A 23,926-nucleotide genomic window follows, 5' to 3' on the forward strand; every position below is an offset into this window, starting at 1 on the left:
GGTCCTACCTCCTCCCGTAAGATTGGTAACTTAGATCCTATTGAGCATATTCTTAAACAAATAAACTTAGAATTAAAACAAATCCAAGACCACATACAGAGATAAGTGTTTCAAGCACTGTCCAAGTCCCAAATGTTTCTTTCATCGTTAAGCCAAATGACTCTTTCACGATCCAGAAACCAGTATCATTTACATGCGAAGCAATAATACTACCTGCACCTGTTGCTAACACCATTAATTCTACGTTTACACCTGTACCCGCCATCAGTGGTATAACCAATCCAGCCGTAGTTAAAGCAGCCACTGTTGCAGAACCTTGAGCCACTCTCATTAAAGCAGCGATAAGCCATGCCAAGATTAGTGGAGAGATTGTACTACCTTCGAATAGTTGAGCAACACTATCACCAACCCCACCATCAATCAATACTTGCTTTAATGATCCTCCTGCACCAAGAATTAATAACATCATCCCGATTGCCGCAATTGAACTTTCCGCTGATTTCATTAACTGTTTCATTGGAATTTTTCTTGCAGTTCCCATTGTGATTAACGCAAGTAGTACAGATAACAACATAACTGTAGTCGGAGCACCAATCAATGCAATGAGGTCAAAGAACCAATTACCTGATATACCTTTTGCATCTTCCACTAAAGCAATAATTGTTGAAAGAGCCATTAAAATAACTGGGAATAATGCCGTAAATGCACTAATACCAAATCCTGGTGTATCTTCTAATTTAAATTGCTTTGCATCACCTAAAGATGTAATACTTCCAGCAGTTTCTTTATTAAATGCGGATGGTACTATTTTTCTTGCTACGATTGCAAATAAAGGTCCAGCTATAATCACTGTTGGAACAGCAATGATCAAGCCATATAGTAATACTAACCCTACGTTTGCTCCATATTGTTGAGCAATTACTGTAGGACCTGGATGTGGCGGCAAAAATGCATGTGTGACGGATAATGCCGTAGCCATTGGTAAACCCAACCACAAAAATGAGATTTTCAATTGTTTAGAAATTTGATATACGATCGGAATTAATAATACAAGACCTACTTCAAAAAACAATGCAATACCAAGAATAAATCCAGCAGCAACAACTGCCCATTGAATTCTCTTTTCGCCAAACTTATCTATCAATGTCATGGCAATACGCTGAGCTCCACCTGCATCAGCAATTAACTTACCTAGGATTGCTCCTAGTCCAAAGACTAATGCAATTCCCCCTAATGTATTACCCATTCCAGCCTGAACCGTGTTTACGATTTCATTTATAGGCATCCCTAATGCAAATGCAATAAGAAACGAAACCACTACAAGTGAAATAAAAGTATTTAGATTAAATTTCATGATTAAAACGAGCAAAACTATAATGCCTAAAGTTACTATTACTAATGGCATGGCTTTCATTCTCCCTTATGTGTGTATTTTCTTCGATGCACTTCCTTTAACCTTTTGGCTATTAAGCTTACCAACGAGTTACATCAAATTCATTTAATATCTTTGCACATTTATTTAATCAAATTCAATAACTGCTTTTCGAACTAATTGAGGATTTTCTTCAATAAATGCGAATGCCTCTTTTACTTTATCTAATGGAAATGTATGAGTAACTAATCCATTATGGGTTAATTTCTTTTCATTTATAAGTTCCACGACTTTACCAAATTGATTTGTTTGTAGTCTTGAGCCTGTAATCGTTAATTCCTTTTTCGTAATTGGCATTTGAGCAATCGATGACGGTGTTGCATTAAATCCTAGTAAAACTACGTTACCTGCAACAGAAGCAACATTTACACTTAATTCAAATGTTTGTGGTAAACCTACTGCATCAATAACAACATTTGCTCCTTCATCATTCGTTATTTCATTAATTTTACTTTCTACATCCACTTCAGATGGATTGATTGTATAGTCTGCTCCATTTTCTTTCGCAAATGTCAATCTTTCGTTTGTGAAGTCTGAAATAATAACTGTTGCTCCACGAAGTTTTGCCATTTTTAATACAGTAATACCAATTGGTCCAGCACCTTGGATAAATACAGTTTGTCCTTCTTGAACATTGCCTCTCCATGTAGCTTGAGCACCAATCGTATATGGTTCAGCCATTACTGCTTCATTCCAATCAATTTCAGAATCTACCTTATGAACTTGTCTTTCTGAAAGTACGGCAAACTCTCTCATTCCTCCATCTTCATGCACACCAAACACAGAAACCTCTTTGCACACATTAGGTCTTCCGTTTTTACATGCATAACATTCCCCACAGTAACTGATCGGCTCAATTACTACATGGTCACCAACAGCTACTTTGCTCACACTTGAACCGATTTCAACAATTTTCCCAGCTACTTCATGCCCTACAATTCTTGGGTATGTTGCAAGCGGATTCGTACCGTGATAAATATGCATATCAGAGCCGCAAATCCCTACTCTTTTTATTTTTATTTTTACCTCATTCGCTTGTTCAAGTTGCGGTTCTGGTACATCGATTATTTCTATTATATTTGCCTCTGGAATTCTCACTGCTTTCATCTTGTCCACTCCTCATAAATTTTTTTATTATTCATGTATTCATTATCCTTACGTAAAATAAATGGATAAATCTTTCGCGATCTTTTCATACTTCTCATATATTTTCTTATACTCTTGATGATTATCTATATTAGGTTGAATGACTTTCTCGATAGGCATATGGTTCTTAATCGCTTCAAAAGAATCAACTTTTTTAATCCCTACTAAAGCGGTCCACGCCGCTCCCCATGCCGCATTATGATGAGTATCGGAAAGATGAATGTCTTTTCCAAATACATCAGCCATTATTTGCACCCATAGTGGAGATTGTGATAATCCACCATTCACACTAATCTTTTTAGGTGGACCTGCTACCGCTTCCAACGATTTTCCAATCTGATAAATATTAAATGTGATCCCCTCAAGGACAGCTCGAACTAGGTATTCCTTTTTATGTCCAATGCTTAATCCATAGAAATTACCTTTTGCTCGTTGATTCCATAATGGGGCTCTTTCTCCATTTACATATGGAAGAAAAATAATCCCATCAGCGCCAACTTCCACTTGCTCTGCTCCAGCAACGAGTTCATCATGCGTTCCTTCGAACTCAATTAACTCTTTAAACCATTGTAAAGCGATTCCACCGTTGTTTGTCGGCCCACCTACAATCGAGGTATCATCCGTAAACGCATACGTAAATGTTTCCAATCGTTCATTCACATTCGTTCCTTTTATAAATTGCCTAATCGCTCCACTCGTTCCTACAGAAACATTCACTTCACCTGGAGAAATGGCTCCACTTCCAAGATTTGCGAGTTGTCCATCAGCTGAACCAAGAACGAACGGTACTGAGGTAGAAATCCCCATTTCTTTAGCGATATCTGCTCGGATATTTATTAATACTTCCGTCGGAGGAGCTATTTTCGAAAGTTGAGTTCTCTTGATTCCGGCAATTTCTAATACCTCATCGTCCCAGTCTAAAGTTTTTATATTCATTAACCCTGTAGAGGAAGCCATTGCATAATCAATCACCCGTTCGCCAAACCATTTTTGCAATAAAAATTCTTTCATTGTCATAAAATAGGCCGCATTTTGATATGCTCCAAATTGATTTTCACGCATCCATAGTAATTTCACAAAAGGCGTCATTGGATGAATGGGTGTACCCGTTTTCAAAAAGATTTCTTTTCCATTTCTTCGCATGATCTTTTCAGCTTGCTCGCTACTTCTCCCGTCAGACCAAATGATCATTTCTGATAAAGGCTCGTAGTTTTCATTCGTACAAATAAGTGAATGCATCGCACAAGAAATACCGATAGTGAGTAATTCATCCTCTTGTACATTCCCTTTTTTCGTCACATCTCTGATCGCAAGTACAGAAGAACGTTCGATTTCCAACGGATTTTGCTCAGCCCATTCTGGATAGGGATAATAAGTAGTAATCATTTTTTCTGCTTCAGCAATTAATTTACCGTTCATATCAAAAATAACCGCTTTGACACTCGTTGTCCCTATATCAAGCCCAATTACCAATTCTCTTTTCATCATTTCATCTTCCTTTACAATATATCGCAAGTTTATTACATTGAAATGAGTTAACATGTTTTAACAATCTTTATACCTAAGTTGTCTGCGTCATGACTCCGCTTTCAGTCCGGACACGAAAACAGTATGCGGTTTCATGACAATCAGGACTAACGTATCATTTGATTGCAAAACACCTGTATATTAATTTCATTCTAAATAATATGCTTTAGGATTGTCTTTATACTAAACTAACAATTAACTAGAATTGATTATAATCCTTTCACTGTTTGTCATTTTTTAAAATTAATTTAGTAAGTGATAAACAAATTCATATAGAAAGTGGTACTTTTTCTATAATTAAAATAAATACCATAGCAGCGCTTTCTTAATACTGATATGTGAAATGTTACATATTACATTTTAAGAATACAATCTTTTCGGTTAGTCGTCAATCCTTTTTTAAAATAATTTTTTCATCTATTAAATTTGAATTTATTCGGTTTTCTTTTCTCTCTAATAAATATATAATTATTAATATTCATATAAAAAAGCATTACTTAAATTAAGTGTGACATGTCTCATGCTACAATTGTCTATCTTATTACGTAAGTAACATGAATGTACTATTCTAAATACAAAGGAGTTATATCAACGTGGCTAGAATTGAAACTTCCCTTTTAACACAGCAGGTTTACGAAGTACTTCGCGGTAAAATTATTGGCCGAGAATATACACCTGGTAACAAATTAGATATTCATAAATTAGCGGATGAATTTGGTGTAAGTCGTTCCCCAGTAAAAGACGCAATTAATCAACTTGTCCACGATGGACTAATTGAAATCATCCCTCGTAAAGGTACGTATGTAACCGAATTAAATTTTACCGAGTTCATAGAATTACTCGATGCTCGTTTAATGATAGAAGTATGGGCTGCACAACAAATAATGGATAGTGTATCCGCTGACAAAGTGGAAGAATGGGGTCAGATTGTGCAAGAAATGGATGCCTTACTAAAAGTCAGCCCTTTTCCTTTTGAGATGTATAGCAAATTAGATATGGAATTCCATACAACTTTGATTGAGTGGTCAGCAAATAAAAAAATCAAAGAAATATATTCCTCGTTAAATACACATGTTTCTTTATCTCGGATTGTCCACTCAACTTCACTAAAGAGTACGATAAAAAGACATAAGGATCATTGGCTTTTATATGAAGCAATGAAACATCATGATTTACCTACTTTTTTAGGTACCTTAACTTTACACATTGAAAGTTTGAAAAAAGAAGCTAAACTTCAATGGGATGAAGTAATGAAATAATAATCCTTCTTAAAAATAACTTGAAATACAAACTGGCAGGTTGTCGAAAAAATAAAAATAGGCTGCCAGTTTATATTTCACTGAGTGGATATGTATACATTCGGATATTTAAGAATAAACTATAATGAAGGGTTTTTATAGTGCTGCAACACAAGACCTAGCGACTTTAGTTCTTTTCCTTCAATTGACAAAAGTTTTGATTCCTCAGAAAAAATGCAAATCTTTTTTCACTTTTGCGTTCATTATACTTTTTTATAGGTATATAATCCTGTATAATAAATATGTATTTAGTAGGAGGTTGTGCAAATGCCTGAGACAGATGAAATTATAATATTTATTAGGGAAATGGGCCGTTTATTTGATGAATATTACCGTTCACCAGATCATTTAAAATCTGCTATTTTAGAGGATATTTTTCTTCTTGGTAACGTTATTAGGAAGCCTGATTAAAATATTTTATAATATTTAAAAGGTTGTTACATGTACAAGTTTCCCGGTTAGTTTGTCGGGTCAAAAGTAACATAACTTCAACTGTGGTTTATGATCTTCTTACATTTTTCAAGTTTTTAGATCTTATTAACGCCTATCCGTTAACAGTCATTTCTCTTTTCATCACCTTTTTTTGGGTGCGATTACATCTACCTCATAGAAAGCATGCTATTCTTCCTAGAGTAACTCCTCAGTTTATAATCTTCCATTTTGCATTTTGCTGCTCATTCCCGAGACTTACAATAATTATCCTGGACTAAATGACTTTTAGAATGAATCTAAATCCATCTGCCATCTTTTTATTACTTCCATTTTTCGTACATAATTAGTATCGGCATCTTCCTTTAAAATAAAAATTCTAGTTTGTCTTTGCATTCGCTTCATTTAATGAATACAACTATTTATTGGTATGTCCGCTTCTCCCTAGCTCGTTTCACCACAATTAGCATAAACTGTATTAACCTATAGAAAGGTGGTGGCATATATGGGATTCTTCGGCGGTGGTTGTGGTGGCTATGGCGGCGGCTATAATAGCGGCGGTGGCGGCTACAGTGGCGGTAATTCTTTCGCGTTAATTGTTGTGCTTTTCATTCTACTCATTATCGTTGGTGCAGCGTATATTTATTAATAATGAGTGGACTTCACTCCGATTTTCGAATCATAAAAACTAGATTTATCCTAATATGCATGCAGGATAAGTCTAAAAGAGCGCCTAAACGGGCGCTTTTTTAGATTCCACGTTTGGCTTCATCGTACTTATTATTGTTCCCTCTTCACTTATTCTTAAGTCCCATAGCCCTTTATTTAACTAAAAATAAAATCCGCTATTTTAAAATTACATCTAGAATCTAAAAAGGCGCTTATATTTTATAATGTAAATAGTTTAAATTCCTATTTTCCGTTACTTAAACTATGTGTCAGCGGCATCCCCTACTATATTTCCACTGTAAAAAGCGACCTATCCATGAGTGAACAGATCGCATTGCATACAATCTAGTCTATAGCTGTCTATTTTTTCTTTCTTACTTGACTTCCTTATTGAATATTAATAACATTCAAATAATAAAACTAGAAATCACTATGGGTCATCTTCATACGTCGAAAAAACAAGATTAAAGACAATTCACAAAAAGTGAAAGCCAATACCGATAATATAAATAATTCTTTTTTTAGAGGTTGTGTAAACTAAGAAAAGAGATATATTAATTCACTTTACACTACTGGATATAAACATTGAGGCATCTTGCTTTATAAAAATACGATTTCCATGATGGAATGTCTTAATTTCAACGGATTGAAATCCAACTTTGGATAATCCTTTTTTCAGTTCTTCATGAGAAAAACCATTATGAACTTTCGGATGGTATATTTTATCGTTTTTGTCAAAATCAACAATAATTAGCCTACCACCATCATTTAAAACGTTGAACAATTCTCGTAAGATTTTTTGAGTATCGGGAATATGTAGAAGGACTAGTGACATTAAAACGATGTCAGCCTTAAGTTCAGGAGTTTCTTCAGTAAAATCTGAGCAAAGTACTTGTGAGTTGGTGATTCCTTTTTGGGAAATTTTAGCTTTCGCAACCTCCAACATTTGTTTGGATGAATCCACCAATAAAATAGACTTTAATAAATCTGATAATTCTAAACTAATTAAACCAGTACCACTCCCATAGTCAATTAAAGATTTTGATTTACTATCTAGTAATTCTGTTCTTACTTCCTTAACTATCACTTTAGCTAATTCAATTCTTTCTTCTGTATCATATTTTTTGGCCATCTGTTCAAATACATTATTCTCCATATTCACTCTCCTATTTATTAAAATAAAAGCTACATAGTCGTAGTAATGTCTTCTTTCATTAAAGTACCTTATAGGCATAAGTCTTATCTATTTCCTTCCAACGAATCAACAAATTGTTTTGCTTCAAGAAGAGACATCCCAGTTTCTTCTCTTACATACTTTACAGTTTTAATATTGCCTACTGTCTCTAATTTCTCCCTTGCTTTGGCGATCCATTCATCCTTATTGCCATTCATTTTTAGTTTCCTGTTCTGCTTCTCCAGAAACTGGATTTTCTTATATTGACCAATAATAATGAATAAAAACGCCAGACTAAGAATAACGAAGCTTATAAAAAGTAAATCCATTTTCTATTCAAACCTCCATTCTACATTCACTATCTTACTAAGATACTTCCCCTACAACTCAATAATCAATATTAATTTAATACGTGAAATCAAATTTTTCCATAAATGAAATAAAACTCTAACTATTTCGCAATCTAGGCATTGATTGCCGTTCTTGTTTTTATGTTCAGATATTTCGCGAAGGACGGTTCCATTCAAACTTGATACAGTAAGGGTATCAATTAAATTCCTGAAATTCAATTATTAGCAACTAACTTTAACCAGAGCTAATTATTATGATCGCACAATCTTCCCCATCTCTTTTCCCTTTGCTAATCCGAAAACTCCCCTCCCATACTCGCATTCCGCCATTCAAGTTAAAATAAAAATTCTGCCCTACATTTTTACACTTTCACACGTTATTTCGGAATATAATTAAATCTTTCGAGAGTAGAGAGAAGAAAAGCCAATGTGGTCCTCACCTTTTCAACTAAGTTGATTTCTTACCTATATAATATTCTAAAATGCCATTTCGAAAGAGCCACCTAAAGCAATAGAAAAAGCTGTTAAGATATCCAATTTGGGTTTTAAAGTTACATTTTCGATTGAATTTATTATGAAAAATAATAGAAAATACAATAAGAACTCGGTGAAAAATTGCTTCAACTACTCCATAAATAGTAACAATGACACTGAGTTCATATTATATTCTAAAAATTACCTACTTTCTTGGTAAGTACCCATTCTAATTTCCGAATCATCTAACAACCTTCCACCAACTTCAACAGCCTCGCTAATCATATTTTAGGTAAGTAATTCATTAGATTCAAACGCTGCCCTTTTAAAAAGGTTTTGATTAAAAAATTCTTACTTCTTATTATTCTTAGATTGCTCTTCTAACCATTTCGCCCTAGATACCAATCCCCATAGTCCGAATCCTGCCAAAATAATTATAAAAACAAGGTATATCCAAGTCATTTTGGACTCCTTTCATTGTCGTAGTTTTTTTACTCTATTATCATATATCCAATTAATTAAAAGGAGTATTCTGAACATTAATTAGTCATTTATAACTGACTGGATATGATAAATGCCTAAAATAAGCTTTTTAACATTAATAAAATAAAGTCTTCCGAATGAACCTCATTTTAAAGAAGTCTTATAAAATCTTAGCCACAAAACTAATTGTGCCAGTAAAAACTATAATGCGAATGTTGAACGTAGCATAAATATTTATAAAAAGATTCATCTAAAATAACATATGCTCGTTTTGCACCTAAGCTTTTGGTGCAATAAAGAAAAATATTGTTATAGTTTTAGTAAAGTACCTTTAGTTAAACAAGAATCGTTCTTCTATTAGAAACTTTCGACAAAATTCATCCACTACCATTGGAATAGTTCTAGCTAACTCATTGTGTTCATTAACATTTTTAGATAGAAATGCGAAATTTCGAATGATCGCCCATATGAAGAACGCTTCTAACAACTCACAATACTCTCCTTGCAAACTTCTTTCCTTTTGATAATAAGTTATTAATTTCTTCCTGTTGTTTGGGATTAGATGCAAAAATGTTTCAGCAATATCAAATAAGTAAAATCCGAAACCACATGATGAAAAATCAATAATCGCAGGCTTCCCCTGGTTAAACACATAGTTACTCTCATGAATATCTGAATGAATAATTCCCCATGTATTACAGTTTTTATCCTGCGAATTAATCACCGTTGCTATTTTATCAGTAGCCTCCTTTAATATTCTATAGTGATCAAAAGACATAACATTTGATGGCAAACTTTGTTTTAATTGATTTAGTGAACTTAAAAGATTTTCAGTATTGTAGTAAGGCCTTTCAAATATTTCGGGGGCATTCCAAGCAACCGAATGTCCATGAAGGGTAACCATTAATCGGGCTAATTTTTCTAGCTCACTATCAGTTGGTTGTCTATTCAATATTTCTCCTTCAATCCAAACTTGCAAGGTCCAGTAAGATTGTTTACCTGTTTTTTCGTGAATTACTTTTGTTGTAAATTGATTGTTAATATTCCTTACTGGCATTTGAACTTTTAAGGTAGTATTTGCTTCTAACGCTTCAATCCATAGCATTTCAGATTCAATAACACTTTTCGCATGAGTATCCGTATGACGTTTAAGTAAGTATTTTTCTTTATTAACAGTCTCAATAGAAAATGTTACATTCTCACTTTTCCCTAAGTATGTTACTTTATTTATACCCTTTAAATCGTAATATTTAATTAATTCTTTCTCGATTGTTTTTGCATTGGGTATTTCACTATTCATTTGCTTCCCCCTAATACCATTTCTTCTTACTATTATATTTCGCTGTTTTGTTTATTAATCCCTTTTACATATTTTGGTCTAACTATCTGTACTTTCTCAAGTAGCTAAATGAAGTGTAAATAAATCACTAAGTAGCTACAAGTGATTCAAGAGATATAATTCTATGAAAAAAAGCCGATCTCTTATAAAGATCGGATAAGAATAATTTGTATGACGTGAGATTGATTCTTACCTCTCTCCCACTTTTTTTAGTACCTTTACATCAACCACATGGTTAAAAATAGCAATAAAATATAGTACGAATAACATGATCGTTGGTGTATAGCAATTGATCAGGGGCAATGCTCTATTGCCATTTTTCAACAGAATAAAAACTCACCTAATGAATTATTATAAATCCATTTTTGGTGGTTCTTCAAGCCACCCTTTAGACATCATGAGAATAACCCCATTCCGTTGGTATTGAAACAAGTCTTTAGCAACGATCGCATTATGGGTCTGCAAATCATTACGTAAACTAAACCCAGCACTGAAGCCACCACTCCCGAGAGAAAGCCCACCTAAAAGGTAATTACAGAACATCATCAGCTTATCAGAAAAAGGCGCAATTGTTGAACTTGTAACGGTGCCCCCTGGTGTGGTAGGTGGTTGAATATTATTCTCAAGAAGGATACTTGAGGTCTCACTTATAATTTCCTTAGAAAGCTCTTTTCCTTTCGAAAAATATTTCTTCACATCTTTATCTTTGGTCGTTTGAATGAAACCTGCTAGCAATTGCATACCTGTAATATTTGTCTCAATTGTATGGTACATATAGCCGAACTCTACAGTGTTCAGTGCTCGCTTTTCTCCAAGTATATTGCTTCCTTTTGTATAATCTATATCTGTAATATAATCAATCGTTTCAGGCATGTTAACGTAGGGTGGACGAGTAAAAAGGTTCTCTTCTAAAAGATACTGTGTGAAGCGACCATAAAATATTTCTGTTATTTCAGTAATATCCCTGTAAAGTTTTATAATATCTTGACGATATGACATTGTTAAATGCAGGACGTACATCCCCATGCTGATTTGTTTTAGTATTCGACAGAACATAATATCAAAACCATTGTCCCATAGATTGGGTGCATCTAGATTAACATCCCTTTTGGTAAACCCTTCAGGAATTACCGCCCCTTCATTTTCAAACATCGTTTTCATTTCAATGATTTTTGGATGAAGTTGATCTCTTAATTCTGACATAAGATCCTTAGCCTTTTGATCATCAGATTTCTCTATAAAGTACTCCAATATTAGTAAAATCATTGATTTCTTATGGTATGTCATCCAAAGTGCACCTAGTTCAGAAGAACTCATTTTAGGTTTTTCAGGCATTTAGACTATTCCTTCCTTGTACTTACTTTAAACCTAATGGTTTTATACTAAAATATAGTGTGTGGATTTTTAAAAGATTTATTCACAGACCAACTCTCTGAACTAATAAAAAAATATATTGGACAATTAGTGCTCTTTTATAAAGGTAAGTTTTTCAAATGTAAAAAAGCGAAAAACGCAAAAGTATTTTTACAACTTTCAGATTTTTGTTAATATAAAATATTAAGAATGCCTCCTTTAGTTTAGGTTCAATATTTTACAAACTGTCCCTCTCATATCTTTTTTTATTCCATGGGGGGAAGAAGGCAGTAAGCAGTTGAATTGAAAAAAAATAATTGTTATGTACATTAAACTTTTTATAGAGCTACAAGTACGTTTATCTATTAAGAAATGAAAATAATAAAGAAACTACTGAACAGTCATTCAAAAGCTAAATGGAACCTATGTATGGTTAACAAAACCATCCAATTCATCCACTGATGAAATTTCATTAGGATGGAATAGCAGTGACTATCCAAAAAATAGAAGCTTACAGTAAGTTTAGGGTTATTCTATAACCAGTGGGGATGTTGGGAAACAAGCCCCACTGATTAAGGTTTCACTTAATTCCAGTTGTAGAAATGCCTTCTACTAGATACTTTTGAAAAAATAAAAAGATCATAAAGGTTGGCACTAAGGATAAGAAGGACATTGCAAATAACGGCCCCCATGCTGTTACAGAGTTGGGATCAGAGAACAGCCTTAACCCCAGCGAAACAGTAAATAGGTTAGGGTCATTTAAATAGATTAAAGGAGTCATGAAGTCATCCCATGTCCAGTAGAATGAAAAAATCGCAACAGTCGCTAATGCTGGCTTCGTCAAAGGAAGAATAATCCGCCAGAAAAGACCGAATGTACTACAACCATCAATGATTGCGGCCTCATCTAATTCTCGCGGAATTCCTTTAATAAACTGTATCATTAAAAAGATAAAAAACGGGGTACCACCGATAAATGCAGGAACAATCAGTGGATAGTATGTATTAACCCACCCCAGTTTATGAAACAAAATGTATTGAGGAATTAATGTCACCTGACTTGGCAGCAAAAGGGTTGCGATAAGACAAACAAATAATATTGATTTAAAGCGGAATTTTAAGCGGGCAAAGCCAAAGGATACTAATGCAGATGAAAATAAGGTACCTATCAACACTAACATGGTGACAAATGCCGAGTTTTTAAAAAATGTGGTAAATGTGATATTGCCAAAACCTTGCCATCCTAGCAAATAGTTTTTCCATTCTAAAACAGAAGGTATTAAGGAAGCGGAATTTTTAAATATCTCTGCCTCCGGTTTTAACGAACTAACAATCGTCCAGAGGATCGGATAAACCATCACTAAACCAAAACCGATGATAAAAAAATGAAAGCAAAAACTACGAATATTGATTTTCATATTTATTTGCCTCCCTCAGATTCATAGTACACCCACGCTGATGAGGACCGGAATACGATTGCTGTAAATGCGGCGACAATTAGTAATAAAATCCAAGCCATCGCAGAGGCATAGCCCATCTGAAAATGAGTAAAACCTTTTTCGTATAAATACACAGCATAGAATAATGTACTATCAAGTGGTCCGCCAGATGTGATTAAAAAGCTTTGCGTAAAAGTCATAAATCCACTTACCATTTGCATAATGAGATTAAAGAAAATAACCGGGGTCAGCATTGGCATCGTAATGCGAAAAAACTGACTAATTTTACTCGCACCATCCACGGCTGCCGCTTCATATAATTCGGATGGAATTTGTTTTAATCCTGCTAAGAAAATCAGCATTGGTGAGCCAAATTGCCAGACAACGAGAATAATTAATGTTGATAAGGCAAAATTGGGATCGGCAATATAGTTTGTTCCCTCTATCCCAATATAACTAAGCAAGCCATTAATCGCCCCATCCAGACCAAATAATTGCTTCCACATGACAGCAACTGCAACACTGCCTCCGATGATCGAAGGTACATAATAAACGGTACGGTAAATACCAACGCCACGATAATTTTTCACAAAAAGTATGGCAATAAATAAAGCGAACGCAAGCTTTAAGGGTACAGAAATAAATACAAACGTAAACGTAACTTTAAGGGATGTCCAAAACCGATCATCATTTACAAACATATTGATATAGTTATCGAGGCCAACCCAAGTTGGCGACGATAACAAATCATAATTTGTAAATGATAGGTATAGAGAAGCAATCATCGGACCGATAACAAATGCTAAGAAACCAAGTAACCATGGAGAAATAAATGCAAATGCGATCAATTCCTTCTTCAGGTTCTTTTTCCTTGAATTCGCACTGTTTTTTTCGGGTAATACTTGTTTATAAACAACAGAAGACGTTTCTGTTCTCATTGACTCAGCACCTACCTCTCGAATAACAATCTTTGTTATTTGTTTTTTTCTAAAATCGCAGTCCCTTCCGTACGGAATTTTTTAGCCGCTTCTTCAGGTGTAATTTTTCCGTAATTAAGTTCCTCTGCGATACGATCACTCAATGCACTTACCTCAGCTGCTCCGACAGGTTCTGGAGGATAAATATCACTCGAATAGTTCTCTACCAATTCGACATATTCAAACATTTCGAGTGCTGCTGGTCCTAATGATGGCTTTAAATGATCACGAACTTTAGATGAAATAGGCACGCCTCGTTCAGCCGCAAGAATTTCATTTGCTTCTACATCATTTGTAACGAAATCAATCCATTTAGCTGCAGCTTCCGTTTGTTTAGACTGCGTAGATATCGAGAAAAATTGACCTGGTTTTAAATATAATCCTTTTTCTCCACCTGGGAGGTCAGGGAATACAGCTAATTTCAAATCACGCCCTGCGGATTCTTGAAGTGCTACAACTTGGTTACTATGAAACCAAATATTTGGTGCCTTTTCCTGCACAATTAATTCATCCTCCAACCCTTTAATCGTTGTCGTTACTTTCGGTGGTGCCGCTATCTCTTCTTTTACTAACTTGTCCCAATAAGTATAAAAGTCTATTGCTAATTGGTCATCATCATAGCCAAGACCAGTGCCTTCCTCATTATAAAGTTCTTTGCCATGCTGCCGTAAATAATAATTAAGATACATTAGTCCATTGTATGCTCCGCCAATGCCATATTTATTATCTCCAAGACCTGCTTTTAACTTTTTCGAGATATCGATATAATCATCCCACGTATAACCCGGATCTAATGCAGATGGATTTACCCCTGCTACTTCAAGCATATCTGGATCATATGCGATGCCCGGTGCATTCGTTCCGATATTAACCGCAACCAGTTTGTCATCATAATAACCACCATTAATATATAATTCACCTACATCATCGAGATTGATGACGCCAGAGTCAACAAAAGGAGTTAAATCTAGTAATAAATCACGATCAACATATTCCACCATACGTGCATAATCCATTTGGATCACATCAGGAAGATTTTTACCAGCTGCAGCTGTGGCTAACTTTTCCCAATAACCTTCCCAACCTGTAAACTCAGCAGTCACCTTAATATCCGGATTTTTCTCTTCAAATAACTTAATTGCTGCTTGAGTTTTATCATGTCGATCTTGAGAACCCCACCAGGCAATCCTCAAATTGGTTTTCCCGTTCTTTGTCTCCTTTACAGAACTTTCATTGGCTTTATTAGTGCTACAACCTACCATCAACCCAGCTAGTATCAGGAGTATTATTGAAATGGTTAAGAATTTCTGATTTAATAATTTCATATACTTCTCCCCCCTATAATCTCATTTTAGTGAAACTGGAAATTGGTACCCTCCTTAACAGTCAATGATAACGTTTACACAAATATATGAAACCTTACCAAAATATATCTCTCTTAGAGGCAATTTTAACTGAAAATCTAGTTATTTTTTTATCCCTGTATTATATAAAGTAAGTAACAACAATTGTAATAGAATTCTGAATTGCCCTCATCACTTTACTTGGTGTGATATTTAGCAGCTAAAATTACCCCTAGTTGCTTTTACCTTATTGGAAATAGGTATTGCTCAGTTACTGAATATCCAAAAAGACCACCTTCATAAGGTGATCTTTGTATTCTATGGATTGAAGGGATACATATTATTTCATCCACTTTAACTCAATATAATTGCTAACAACCCTAATTATGTATAATATTCTCTGAAAGGTTCAGATATCATTCTCATACTATTCTGCTTAGTACTTGATCCTCCTCTGGTAACTCTTATAAATTTAAAATAAATCCATTAATCGAAAAAATTCATATGTGATTTTTCTCGCTTATAATAATCTATTCTATTTTGTAATGTACCTGTATGAAACTCAAATTTATGACCATCTGGGTCGATAAAATAAATAGATTTCTTATCTCTATCATCTCTTGAACGACCTGATATGATGTTTACATTCAAATCTTTTAGTTTCTCGCACATGTTATCAAATTCAGCTGCATCTATTGAAAATGCTATGTGTGTGTAAGATTGGCTTATTTCGTTACGAGGTATATCTTTCTCTTCATTAAGAGCAAGCCACATACCATTTAAATCAAAATAGGCAGTGCTTCTACCTTTTACTAACAAATTGGCTTCAAATATATTTTTGTAAAAATCAATAGAGTTTTCTAAATTAGAAACTGAAAATAAAAAATGATTAATACCTTTTACCGGCATATCTTTATCACCTCATTATATTAATAATCTTTTTTAAAATTTAACCTACTCTTTGGCATAAGAGAAAATGCATTACTATTGTTCCAATAAAACGCCCTTTAGTTTATCAACTACTTAAAAACTATCCTTGTATATGCTTTAGGAAGTTCTATCTGCATTGTAAAAAGTAGCAGATTAACGTCTCTAATAATGATTAAACTTTCTAACCTTTCATCGCTAAGATAGATTCCTACATTACCTCTGATATATCTTGCTGAATGATGTCTTCTTTATATACTTCATTTTTTATTCTTGAATCGTTCTATCCAAACATAGTGATCATTTTGGGGAATATCAACAATTATTCTATTATCTTTTTTCTCTTCTGCTTTATTACTAATTCCTGCAGTGAAAGTATCGGTTTCCGCTGAATATGCCTCATTTTCACTATTTGGTGCGCCGATGTCTATTGAATCTTTTACATACCAATATAAGTCATTATTCACTATATTCGCTACAAACCACTTTGTTTTATTTTCTACTTCAGCTTCGAAAACGTAAAAACCCTGTTTTTCATTATAAGATGCAGTATTCAAAACTTTAGTGATTTTAAAAGTATTTTCTTTAGAGTCAAATTTTTCTAAAGCCTCTTCAGGTGTTTCTGCAATAATAAGGCCACAAGCAACAAGAAATAAACTTAATAAGATTATCAGTGGTTTTTTCATATAACTTCTCCTTTCAAAGTCATTCCATCGTAATAAGTTAAATTTTTTACAAGGCTCTTTAGTTAATGACGATCAAACCATTAAAATCGTTCCTACTTTTATTATCTTAATATTAATTTTTTAAAGTTTGGTTTACATACAGCAGTTATAGGCACTGAAAAAGGACCTTCGGCTGGGAAGATCCATTTAGCTGCTTGTTTAATTAAAACGTCCTATAATAGAATAAAAACTTCGTCCATTTTCTTGATGGGTTTGTATAAAATATAAAGGCAAAAAACCAGCTACACTTACCGCTACTTTGCATGACGGTTAGAAGGCTTATAGTATTGTACTTTGCCTATTCCACGGGGATCCAAATGTCTATTTCTTAAAGTAACGCGGGCCAGTTTATTGAAAAAAGTTCAGATAGGCTTTATGATTAAGGTTTGAAACATCCTTTATATAAAATTAGGTGCATGGTAATCAATTTGTTAATGGTTTAGATACATATAAATCAAAAAAATCCAAACTTGCGGTACCTTACGAAAAAAAAAGTTAAGCCATTTAAATACAAAGAGGCTGGGGCATAAACTAAAGCGCCCTTGCACAAAGCTTCTGTAACTGCACCCTTTAGTCAAGGGGTGGACTGTATTGCGGTAATTCCTCAAACTCTATATTCACAACTTGTGGTTCCCTTCCTTGCATTGTAAGGATGACGAAAGCTTCATAATCATTTTTCCATTCCACAGATATGTCAGCTGGTATTTTTGTTTTCATAATACTTTTATTATCGTAATTAATTCTAATGGTAGGATCGGGAAAATTATCTTTTCTTATAATCTCTATAGCGTTTATATTATTAGGTGAATAGCTGACTTTTAACCGGGTTTCTTCAGAATATGAAAAATATAACCAAGCTGGTACGAAAAAAATAAAATCCCTAAAACAATCCAAATAAAACAGCCAATTTTAGTTAAGAACTTAGCTTTTTCTACGTCTACATTGCCATTGTCATTCCAATCCATTTTATTTTCCTTTCTATTTGTTGCACTCTTTATAACTTTTCTACAATAAGATAGATTTCAAAATTGCCTTCAATATATCACACTGAGCTTATATACATACTCTCTCTTATGCTTTATCTTTTTTACAGTCTCATTCACGATGAAGCAATCTGCTCCAATTAGTGTACATATTTATTCGATCATCGTGTCCGTCCATAGAAGTAAGTGAATACTATTCAGCAAACTCATAATCAATAAACTGATTGTCAAGAAGTCAAATGCCGTCTGTATAATTATACTCATTGCCAATTCAATGGTTGAGAACTTTTTCATTACCTCTTAGTATTGTGCAATTACCTTAAATAGAAACCTGAATAAGTTTGACATACGAAAGGACACGTAAAATTTCCGCAAAAAGAAACAAGTATATTACTTGTATTCCTTTTGCGATTTCATTAATCCGCCCCATTCGCTACATAAACTAACATTACTTCTTTACTGATACCGTAAATGCTCTACATAGATATAACAAAAGTTTAAAGAGCTAATAGAACAGAAAAAAATTAAATAATAATCCCAAAGAACTAATGGTAAAAACCCAACCCCCACGATATACAAAACCCTCAGCGGGAAAACCAAAGTAATGATACCCATTATTATCGATTTGATAACCAATATTAGGTATAAAAGCAGAAACAACAGTTGAAATGAGACTAAAAAGATATAACATCTTTTTAGTGGAGGCCATTTTGTTTTTGGGGCTTAATAAGCTAACTAATAGGAATACAGTTAAGCCAAAGAGTAATAATAAATTCATCATTTCGATCTCTCCGTAGATTAAATTTTACTATAAGTAACCAAAATATTTTATTGAAGTATTCTGCTTCGTTAGTTCAATGAAATAGAGTTGTAACTAATGTATTCATTATAATAATATATTCTTTTTGGTTACTCCAAAACCTTATTCAATTATTAGCTCTGCAATCCTCTCTCCTGCTGGTAGAGTAAATAAGACGCAGTAATAAATACTCCCTTTTTTACTCTTTCACCATCTCATGCTTCAGGGAACCTCTACAACTCTGTTAGCTAACTTCAAACCTAGTTTCTCTCTAACTTCTCTGAAGGTACTTACTACTAAACTTTCGCCTAGCTCAACGTTACCATCTAGTGGAATAAATCCTTTGAAATTATCGTGTTGTCTATCAAGAGGTAAAACCTTGTCTTTGGTTTTGGATAATGCATGCAGTCCATATTTTTCAATTTATGGCTTACTCATAATTCTTCACCTCCATACTTTTATGTATTTTTACTATATTTAGTATTTCTAATTGAAATAAACTGCCTTATTTGAAAAAATATCTTCCCTTAATGCTAAACGTAGCTGTTAGTTTAATAACTAGCAGTTATCTTCTACTTCTAACTTTTAATAGCTTTTCTTGTATTTCTTTTAACTTCTATTTCCTTTCTATAATGTCTGAATGATACTCAGAATAGAAAGTAAAGTAGTAAATGATTGGTGTTTATATCTAGATACAGCATATGATAATGTTTAAATTCATAAAAATTCCACTGTTTTGACCAATTGAATACCATTAAAATTATATAGTTAAAATAACGCTTTTTAAGACATAATAGATTTATATATCTCTCCTATCATTCCTTCCATCTGATGAACACCTAATTCTGCATTTGTCATGATAACTGCACCTTTTTCTAAGTATGGAAATGCTACCACCATACATTGAAAGCCTACTCCCCAACCGAGTGATGTTATTTCTAATTCTCTTTCAGAGCTTTCAAGAAACACACCTAGTCCAGTCCAACTTTTACCTATTTGCGGTGTTATCATTTCTTTTGCTAAACTTTCTGATATGCCAATTTTACTTTCTCCTTTTAGAGCATTCAGTAACTCAAGAACTAATCTAGCTAAATCTAAAGAAGTTGTCCATAATCCCGAAGCAGCTGGGTAAGGATATATCGGATACTTTCCGTCTACCAATTCACCGTTTTTGTTATGACCACAAGAGAACTCTTTTTTATCCACCTCTAACATTGTTGTACTTAAATGGCTATTTTCCATTCTTAATGGCTTAAATATTAACTCATTCACCACTTGATAAAACGGTTTTTCAGTAATATCTTCGATTAATTGCTGAACAACACAAAAACCTGCATCTGAATAGTTAAATGCACTCCCCGGTTCACACTGTAGTTTAATAGAAACCTTACAGTAAGGAGTTTCCCCCTCTAATAATTCAAACATCGTAGGAATTCCTGTTTTTGAATTTAGCTCGGAAAAACTACCTTCCGGATCTATAATTCCAGATTGATGACTAAGCAAGCTTCTTAATGTAACGCTTTCACTTTTAGTTAACTCATTTTCTGGTACTTTCCACGACACAAGTCTTTTATTTATATCCTCATCTAAATCAAGAAGTCCTTCATCTATTAGCTTCATAGCAATCATTCCTGTTAGGAACTTGCTAATGGAACACGCACTAAAAATAGAATTTTCATTTACCTTTCTATCGCTTTCTACCTCTAGTGAACCGTAATTTACTGTTCCGCTAATTTGACCGTTCTCAATCAATGCAATACTTAAACCCGGCACATTATAATAGTTCATTCGCTCTTCAATGTTGATATTTTTTAAATTCATATTTATCCCCTTAAAATAGTGATATCAAGTAAAGTTTTAACCTTGCAAAATCGATGTTTTATAATTTAAATTTATAGTATGAAATTTTTTATTATTGATACATTTTCTTCAAGAAATAAAGCATTTTTCTCCATTCCACGCCGTTTGCACCAACCTATACTATTGAAGGCATCTGTAAATTGATAAAAAGGTAACACCTCTTCTAAATCAATTAATGTTCTGATACTGTTATATCCTTCACGATACGACTCATACAAAGTAGTATCCAAACATAAAAAATCACGATACAGTTTCGTAAAATCCATTTCTGTTGAACCAAACCGAACACTTTCAAAATCTATAATTCCAGAAACTTTATTATTATCAACAATTATATTCGCAGGACGAAAATCCATATGTACAAAACTTGGGCCATCAGGAGGGGGTAATTGGTGTTTCATTTCCTCAAATTTTTCAATTGCTCGTTTATATAATTGTGGAGGCAAAACGTCCTCCACATCCTTAGCAAAACTATAAAATTGGTTTTCAATAAAATGAGACCAGTTCGTGTATTCATTTCGTATGCCGTTTAACACTTTTTCGGCAGGCGGATGAATTGTATGCATCTTCGCTTGAAGAACCCCAACTTGAAAAGCTACGGTTGGTGAACCCTTAGATGTTAACGGTTTCCCTTTTAATTCAGATAATAAAAAAGCACCAGGACAGTCCTCATCACCAGTCCAATACTCCAACATATCGGGAATAGAAACTCTTCCTTTTAATATTTCATAGGCTTCTAACTCTCGCTGGTACTTTAATTTTGTATAAGGGATTTTCAGAAAAACATTCTCACCACTAGACAAAGTACATTTATATACTGTTGAACTATGTGAATCTTCAACCTCGTTTATTGATTGTACCTGCAATCCAAATTGTTGAATGATACGATTTAACATTAACTTCCCCTCCTTTTATTCTAATCCCCGTTAATTAGTGGACTATCTTAACAATTACATTCACAGCTTTTCTTCAACAAATCTGTCCCTGTAGTTAATGAACGATAAAAAAGGCTACCGTAGCAACCTTTGTTATTAAAATCTTGTACCCTTACTTTAAGTACACTGTTTCACAATATTTACTACAAACTAAAATTAACATCTTAATTTTCTGCTCTGTTACGATACATATACAGTGTAATTGCAATATATATTTTCTTTACCTTCTAATACAGATGGTATTATTACCATGATTTCTTTAGAATATATTCCAGCTTTTTTGCTAGATGGAGTTAATGTAGTCTTCATATATTTATTGCTCAATTAAATGGTGATGACTAAAACCTGGTGTTTTTTTCAACAGCATGAGAAATGTGGAATGTACTCCATGTTTAATTCAATCGATATATTAGTTGAACAACGCCAGTAGAGTATTTTTTTGTGTCAACCATTTGTAGATTTATCCTCTTGTTTATGTCCATAAATAAACGTTTTCCTTCTCCCAAAATAACAGGGTGAACAGATAATCTAAATTCATCAACAAGTCCTAGTTCGATAAAAGTTGTAATAAGACTTCCTCCACCATAAAGCCAAATGTCTTTGCCATTTTGATTTTTTAATTTATTTACTTCTTCAATAATATTGTCATTAATGAAAGTTACTTTATTCTCAGTTCGTTTTTGTGTTCTTGAAAACACATATTTTTCTTTACTATGAACTGTTTCCCACATTTCTTTTTCAGCCTCGTTAGCGTCGTTTTGTGGAGTAAAATCCCCCCATAAATCGTAACTTTTTCTTCCATATAAAATAGTATCAATATCATTTAAAAATTGGTTAAAATTCATCTCAGCATCCATTATGCACCAATCGACTTCTCCGTTTTCCCCTTCGATAAAGCCATCTAAAGTAACCGCTAAATCTAAGATTATCCGTCTTGGTCTTACGTTATCAGACATAAATTCTTCCCCCTCTTGAAGACATTGTTCTGCCAAAATTTATTAAAAAAGTTACTATTGTTTATTAAACAAACCTGCACCTTTAGTAAAAAAGCGTCTCAAATTACTTCAAAAACGCACCCGATATTTGAAATATCTATTCACGTATATGATTGAGAGATAACTGATAAAGAAAGATATATTTATTACTTTTTCAGGTCTTTATAGAGCATAAAGGTAATTTTAATAAACACCTTTGTTTTACCAGTGATTGGTATTCCAAATGGAAGCAAACACCAAAATTGTTCCATTTCTTCCTTATCAAACAAATTAACTAGATACCAGTATCTTAGATCTTTTTTTACTGTGCATAGCAAACTCAGGGTCATTTAAACTTTTTAATTTCAAATTGAAATTCGCAGTAATATAAATTCAGAGTTGAAAAAAGAGCTTCTAAGCAGCTCAACAATCTTCAAGTATAACAAATAAATATCTTAAAACTAAGCCTTGAAAAACAATCGCAACTCCACCAAGAATTAGGTAGGTAGAATTTAGGTCTTTCGCTTCAACTTAATACAGAAACGCCCCGTTGATCATTGAACTGTCACGTTATCAAAAGGCACTGATTCACCATTTACTAGTACATCTATTACATCGTGTTCTGGATCTGTCGTTAAATAAAAAGTATTTTGCTTTACAACATCCTCTTGTAGATCGATTTCATTAAGCTTTATTGTTACAGTATCCCTTTGTGTTTCTAAATCAGTTTCTACATCTTCACTTGAATGAAAAATAATATAATAACCTTTTTCACCATCAGTGATGGATTGAAGTTTTAAATCGGAATCAACTTTGTCTTGCACATTATTAGGTACATTTTCAATTTTGCTAAAACTCAATGTTGATGAATTACAAGCCGATAAAATCGAAATTACCAAAAATACTAACACAAATATTCTCTTCAAACTTTTCACTCCTTCTGCCTTATATTACAAAAAAACTTTGCTACGTATTCAAGTAAACTGTCCTTTTATTGAATAAGAAAAGAGAGCTGAATATCAGCTCTACATTTTTACTAAAGCGCTCATTCGTTGAGGAGAAAAAAGAGATGGTTATTAAGCAATTGCGCCCATTTATTGAATAGCGGGAGTAACAGATACAATAAATAAATAATTACCCATATATATTAACATTAGCGTGCATAAACAAAAAATTCAGTGTTTCCTGCTTATTATCCATCCAAAGGAATATCTAATAACCATAGTTAGTGGTACTAAGGTTAAAATAACTGTCATTTGAACTATTGAAAAACCATATAAATAACTAAAAA

21 protein-coding genes and 1 pseudogene are annotated in these 23,926 nt (G+C 33.5%); 3 read left to right on the forward strand and 19 right to left on the reverse strand.

Going from position 1 to position 23,926, the window contains the following annotated elements; all coding sequences use genetic code 11:
- Positions 1-52 precede the first annotated feature (52 nt).
- From BLE01S_RS07415 to BLE01S_RS07425, 3 genes are all read right to left on the reverse strand, one after another.
- The gene (locus BLE01S_RS07415; protein WP_066139156.1) at positions 53-1,405 is read right to left on the reverse strand and encodes a gluconate:H+ symporter; all 1,353 of its coding nucleotides are present in this window, start codon (positions 1,403-1,405) and stop codon (positions 53-55) included.
- 114 nt (positions 1,406-1,519) lie between these two features.
- On the reverse strand, positions 1,520-2,539 hold the full coding sequence (locus tag BLE01S_RS07420) for a zinc-binding alcohol dehydrogenase family protein (RefSeq protein WP_066139159.1): 1,020 nt from the start codon (positions 2,537-2,539) through the stop codon (positions 1,520-1,522).
- Between the two features lie 48 nt (positions 2,540-2,587).
- Positions 2,588-4,066, reverse strand: a complete 1,479-nt coding sequence (locus tag BLE01S_RS07425; protein WP_338034312.1) for a gluconokinase — start codon at positions 4,064-4,066, stop codon at positions 2,588-2,590.
- Positions 4,067-4,698: 632 nt separating this feature from the next.
- Between BLE01S_RS07425 and BLE01S_RS07430 the strand changes: the two genes are divergently transcribed.
- From BLE01S_RS07430 to BLE01S_RS21095, 3 genes and pseudogenes are all read left to right on the forward strand, one after another.
- On the forward strand, positions 4,699-5,364 hold the full coding sequence (locus tag BLE01S_RS07430) for a GntR family transcriptional regulator (protein ID WP_066139166.1): 666 nt from the start codon (positions 4,699-4,701) through the stop codon (positions 5,362-5,364).
- Between the two features lie 306 nt (positions 5,365-5,670).
- Positions 5,671-5,814, forward strand: a complete 144-nt coding sequence (locus BLE01S_RS20960; protein ID WP_169800020.1) for a hypothetical protein — start codon at positions 5,671-5,673, stop codon at positions 5,812-5,814.
- 580 nt (positions 5,815-6,394) lie between these two features.
- Positions 6,395-6,481, forward strand: a pseudogene (locus tag BLE01S_RS21095) (YjcZ family sporulation protein); the annotation flags it as partial.
- A gap of 579 nt (positions 6,482-7,060) precedes the next feature.
- Here the strand turns inward: BLE01S_RS21095 and BLE01S_RS07435 are convergent.
- From BLE01S_RS07435 to BLE01S_RS07505, 16 genes are all read right to left on the reverse strand, one after another.
- The gene (locus tag BLE01S_RS07435) at positions 7,061-7,657 is read right to left on the reverse strand and encodes a class I SAM-dependent methyltransferase (RefSeq protein WP_066139168.1); all 597 of its coding nucleotides are present in this window, start codon (positions 7,655-7,657) and stop codon (positions 7,061-7,063) included.
- A gap of 83 nt (positions 7,658-7,740) precedes the next feature.
- Positions 7,741-8,004 (reverse strand): hypothetical protein, encoded by a 264-nt coding sequence (locus tag BLE01S_RS20965; RefSeq protein WP_066139172.1) that lies wholly within the window; start codon positions 8,002-8,004, stop codon positions 7,741-7,743.
- A gap of 1,309 nt (positions 8,005-9,313) precedes the next feature.
- Complete coding sequence (locus BLE01S_RS07445; RefSeq protein ID WP_066139176.1) at positions 9,314-10,282, reverse strand: phosphotransferase enzyme family protein; 969 nt, start codon at positions 10,280-10,282, stop codon at positions 9,314-9,316.
- 390 nt (positions 10,283-10,672) lie between these two features.
- Entirely contained in the window at positions 10,673-11,656 is a 984-nt protein-coding gene (locus BLE01S_RS07450; protein WP_066139179.1) for a DUF3231 family protein, read from the reverse strand.
- A 598-nt stretch (positions 11,657-12,254) separates the two neighbouring features.
- Positions 12,255-13,091, reverse strand: coding sequence for a carbohydrate ABC transporter permease (locus BLE01S_RS07455; RefSeq protein ID WP_066139182.1), 837 nt, complete (start codon positions 13,089-13,091; stop codon positions 12,255-12,257).
- Positions 13,092-13,093: 2 nt separating this feature from the next.
- The gene (locus BLE01S_RS07460) at positions 13,094-14,050 is read right to left on the reverse strand and encodes a carbohydrate ABC transporter permease (RefSeq protein ID WP_066139185.1); all 957 of its coding nucleotides are present in this window, start codon (positions 14,048-14,050) and stop codon (positions 13,094-13,096) included.
- Positions 14,051-14,085: 35 nt separating this feature from the next.
- Positions 14,086-15,414, reverse strand: coding sequence for an ABC transporter substrate-binding protein (locus BLE01S_RS07465; RefSeq protein ID WP_066139188.1), 1,329 nt, complete (start codon positions 15,412-15,414; stop codon positions 14,086-14,088).
- 504 nt (positions 15,415-15,918) lie between these two features.
- A complete protein-coding gene (gene fosM / locus BLE01S_RS07470) occupies positions 15,919-16,341 on the reverse strand; it encodes a FosM family fosfomycin resistance protein (protein ID WP_066139190.1) in 423 nt (140 codons plus the stop codon).
- A gap of 278 nt (positions 16,342-16,619) precedes the next feature.
- Positions 16,620-17,045, reverse strand: a complete 426-nt coding sequence (locus tag BLE01S_RS07475; RefSeq protein ID WP_066139193.1) for a hypothetical protein — start codon at positions 17,043-17,045, stop codon at positions 16,620-16,622.
- An 857-nt stretch (positions 17,046-17,902) separates the two neighbouring features.
- Entirely contained in the window at positions 17,903-18,049 is a 147-nt protein-coding gene (locus tag BLE01S_RS21100; protein WP_231955819.1) for a hypothetical protein, read from the reverse strand.
- Between the two features lie 171 nt (positions 18,050-18,220).
- Entirely contained in the window at positions 18,221-18,361 is a 141-nt protein-coding gene (locus BLE01S_RS20755) for a hypothetical protein (protein ID WP_157419486.1), read from the reverse strand.
- Positions 18,362-18,572: 211 nt separating this feature from the next.
- Positions 18,573-18,848, reverse strand: coding sequence for a hypothetical protein (locus BLE01S_RS07485; protein ID WP_082788612.1), 276 nt, complete (start codon positions 18,846-18,848; stop codon positions 18,573-18,575).
- 801 nt (positions 18,849-19,649) lie between these two features.
- Positions 19,650-20,687 carry a serine hydrolase domain-containing protein gene (locus BLE01S_RS07490; RefSeq protein ID WP_066139196.1) on the reverse strand — a complete coding sequence of 346 codons (1,038 nt, stop codon included), beginning with the start codon at positions 20,685-20,687 and terminating at the stop codon, positions 19,650-19,652.
- Positions 20,688-20,758: 71 nt separating this feature from the next.
- Positions 20,759-21,622 (reverse strand): phosphotransferase family protein, encoded by an 864-nt coding sequence (locus tag BLE01S_RS07495; protein WP_066139199.1) that lies wholly within the window; start codon positions 21,620-21,622, stop codon positions 20,759-20,761.
- Between the two features lie 431 nt (positions 21,623-22,053).
- Entirely contained in the window at positions 22,054-22,617 is a 564-nt protein-coding gene (locus BLE01S_RS07500; RefSeq protein ID WP_066139201.1) for a dihydrofolate reductase family protein, read from the reverse strand.
- 572 nt (positions 22,618-23,189) lie between these two features.
- On the reverse strand, positions 23,190-23,561 hold the full coding sequence (locus BLE01S_RS07505; protein WP_066139204.1) for a hypothetical protein: 372 nt from the start codon (positions 23,559-23,561) through the stop codon (positions 23,190-23,192).
- Positions 23,562-23,926 lie beyond the last annotated feature (365 nt).

The sequence above is a fragment of the Lederbergia lenta NBRC 16444 genome (genome assembly GCF_001591545.1).
GTDB lineage: Bacteria > Bacillota > Bacilli > Bacillales > Bacillaceae_C > Lederbergia > Lederbergia lenta.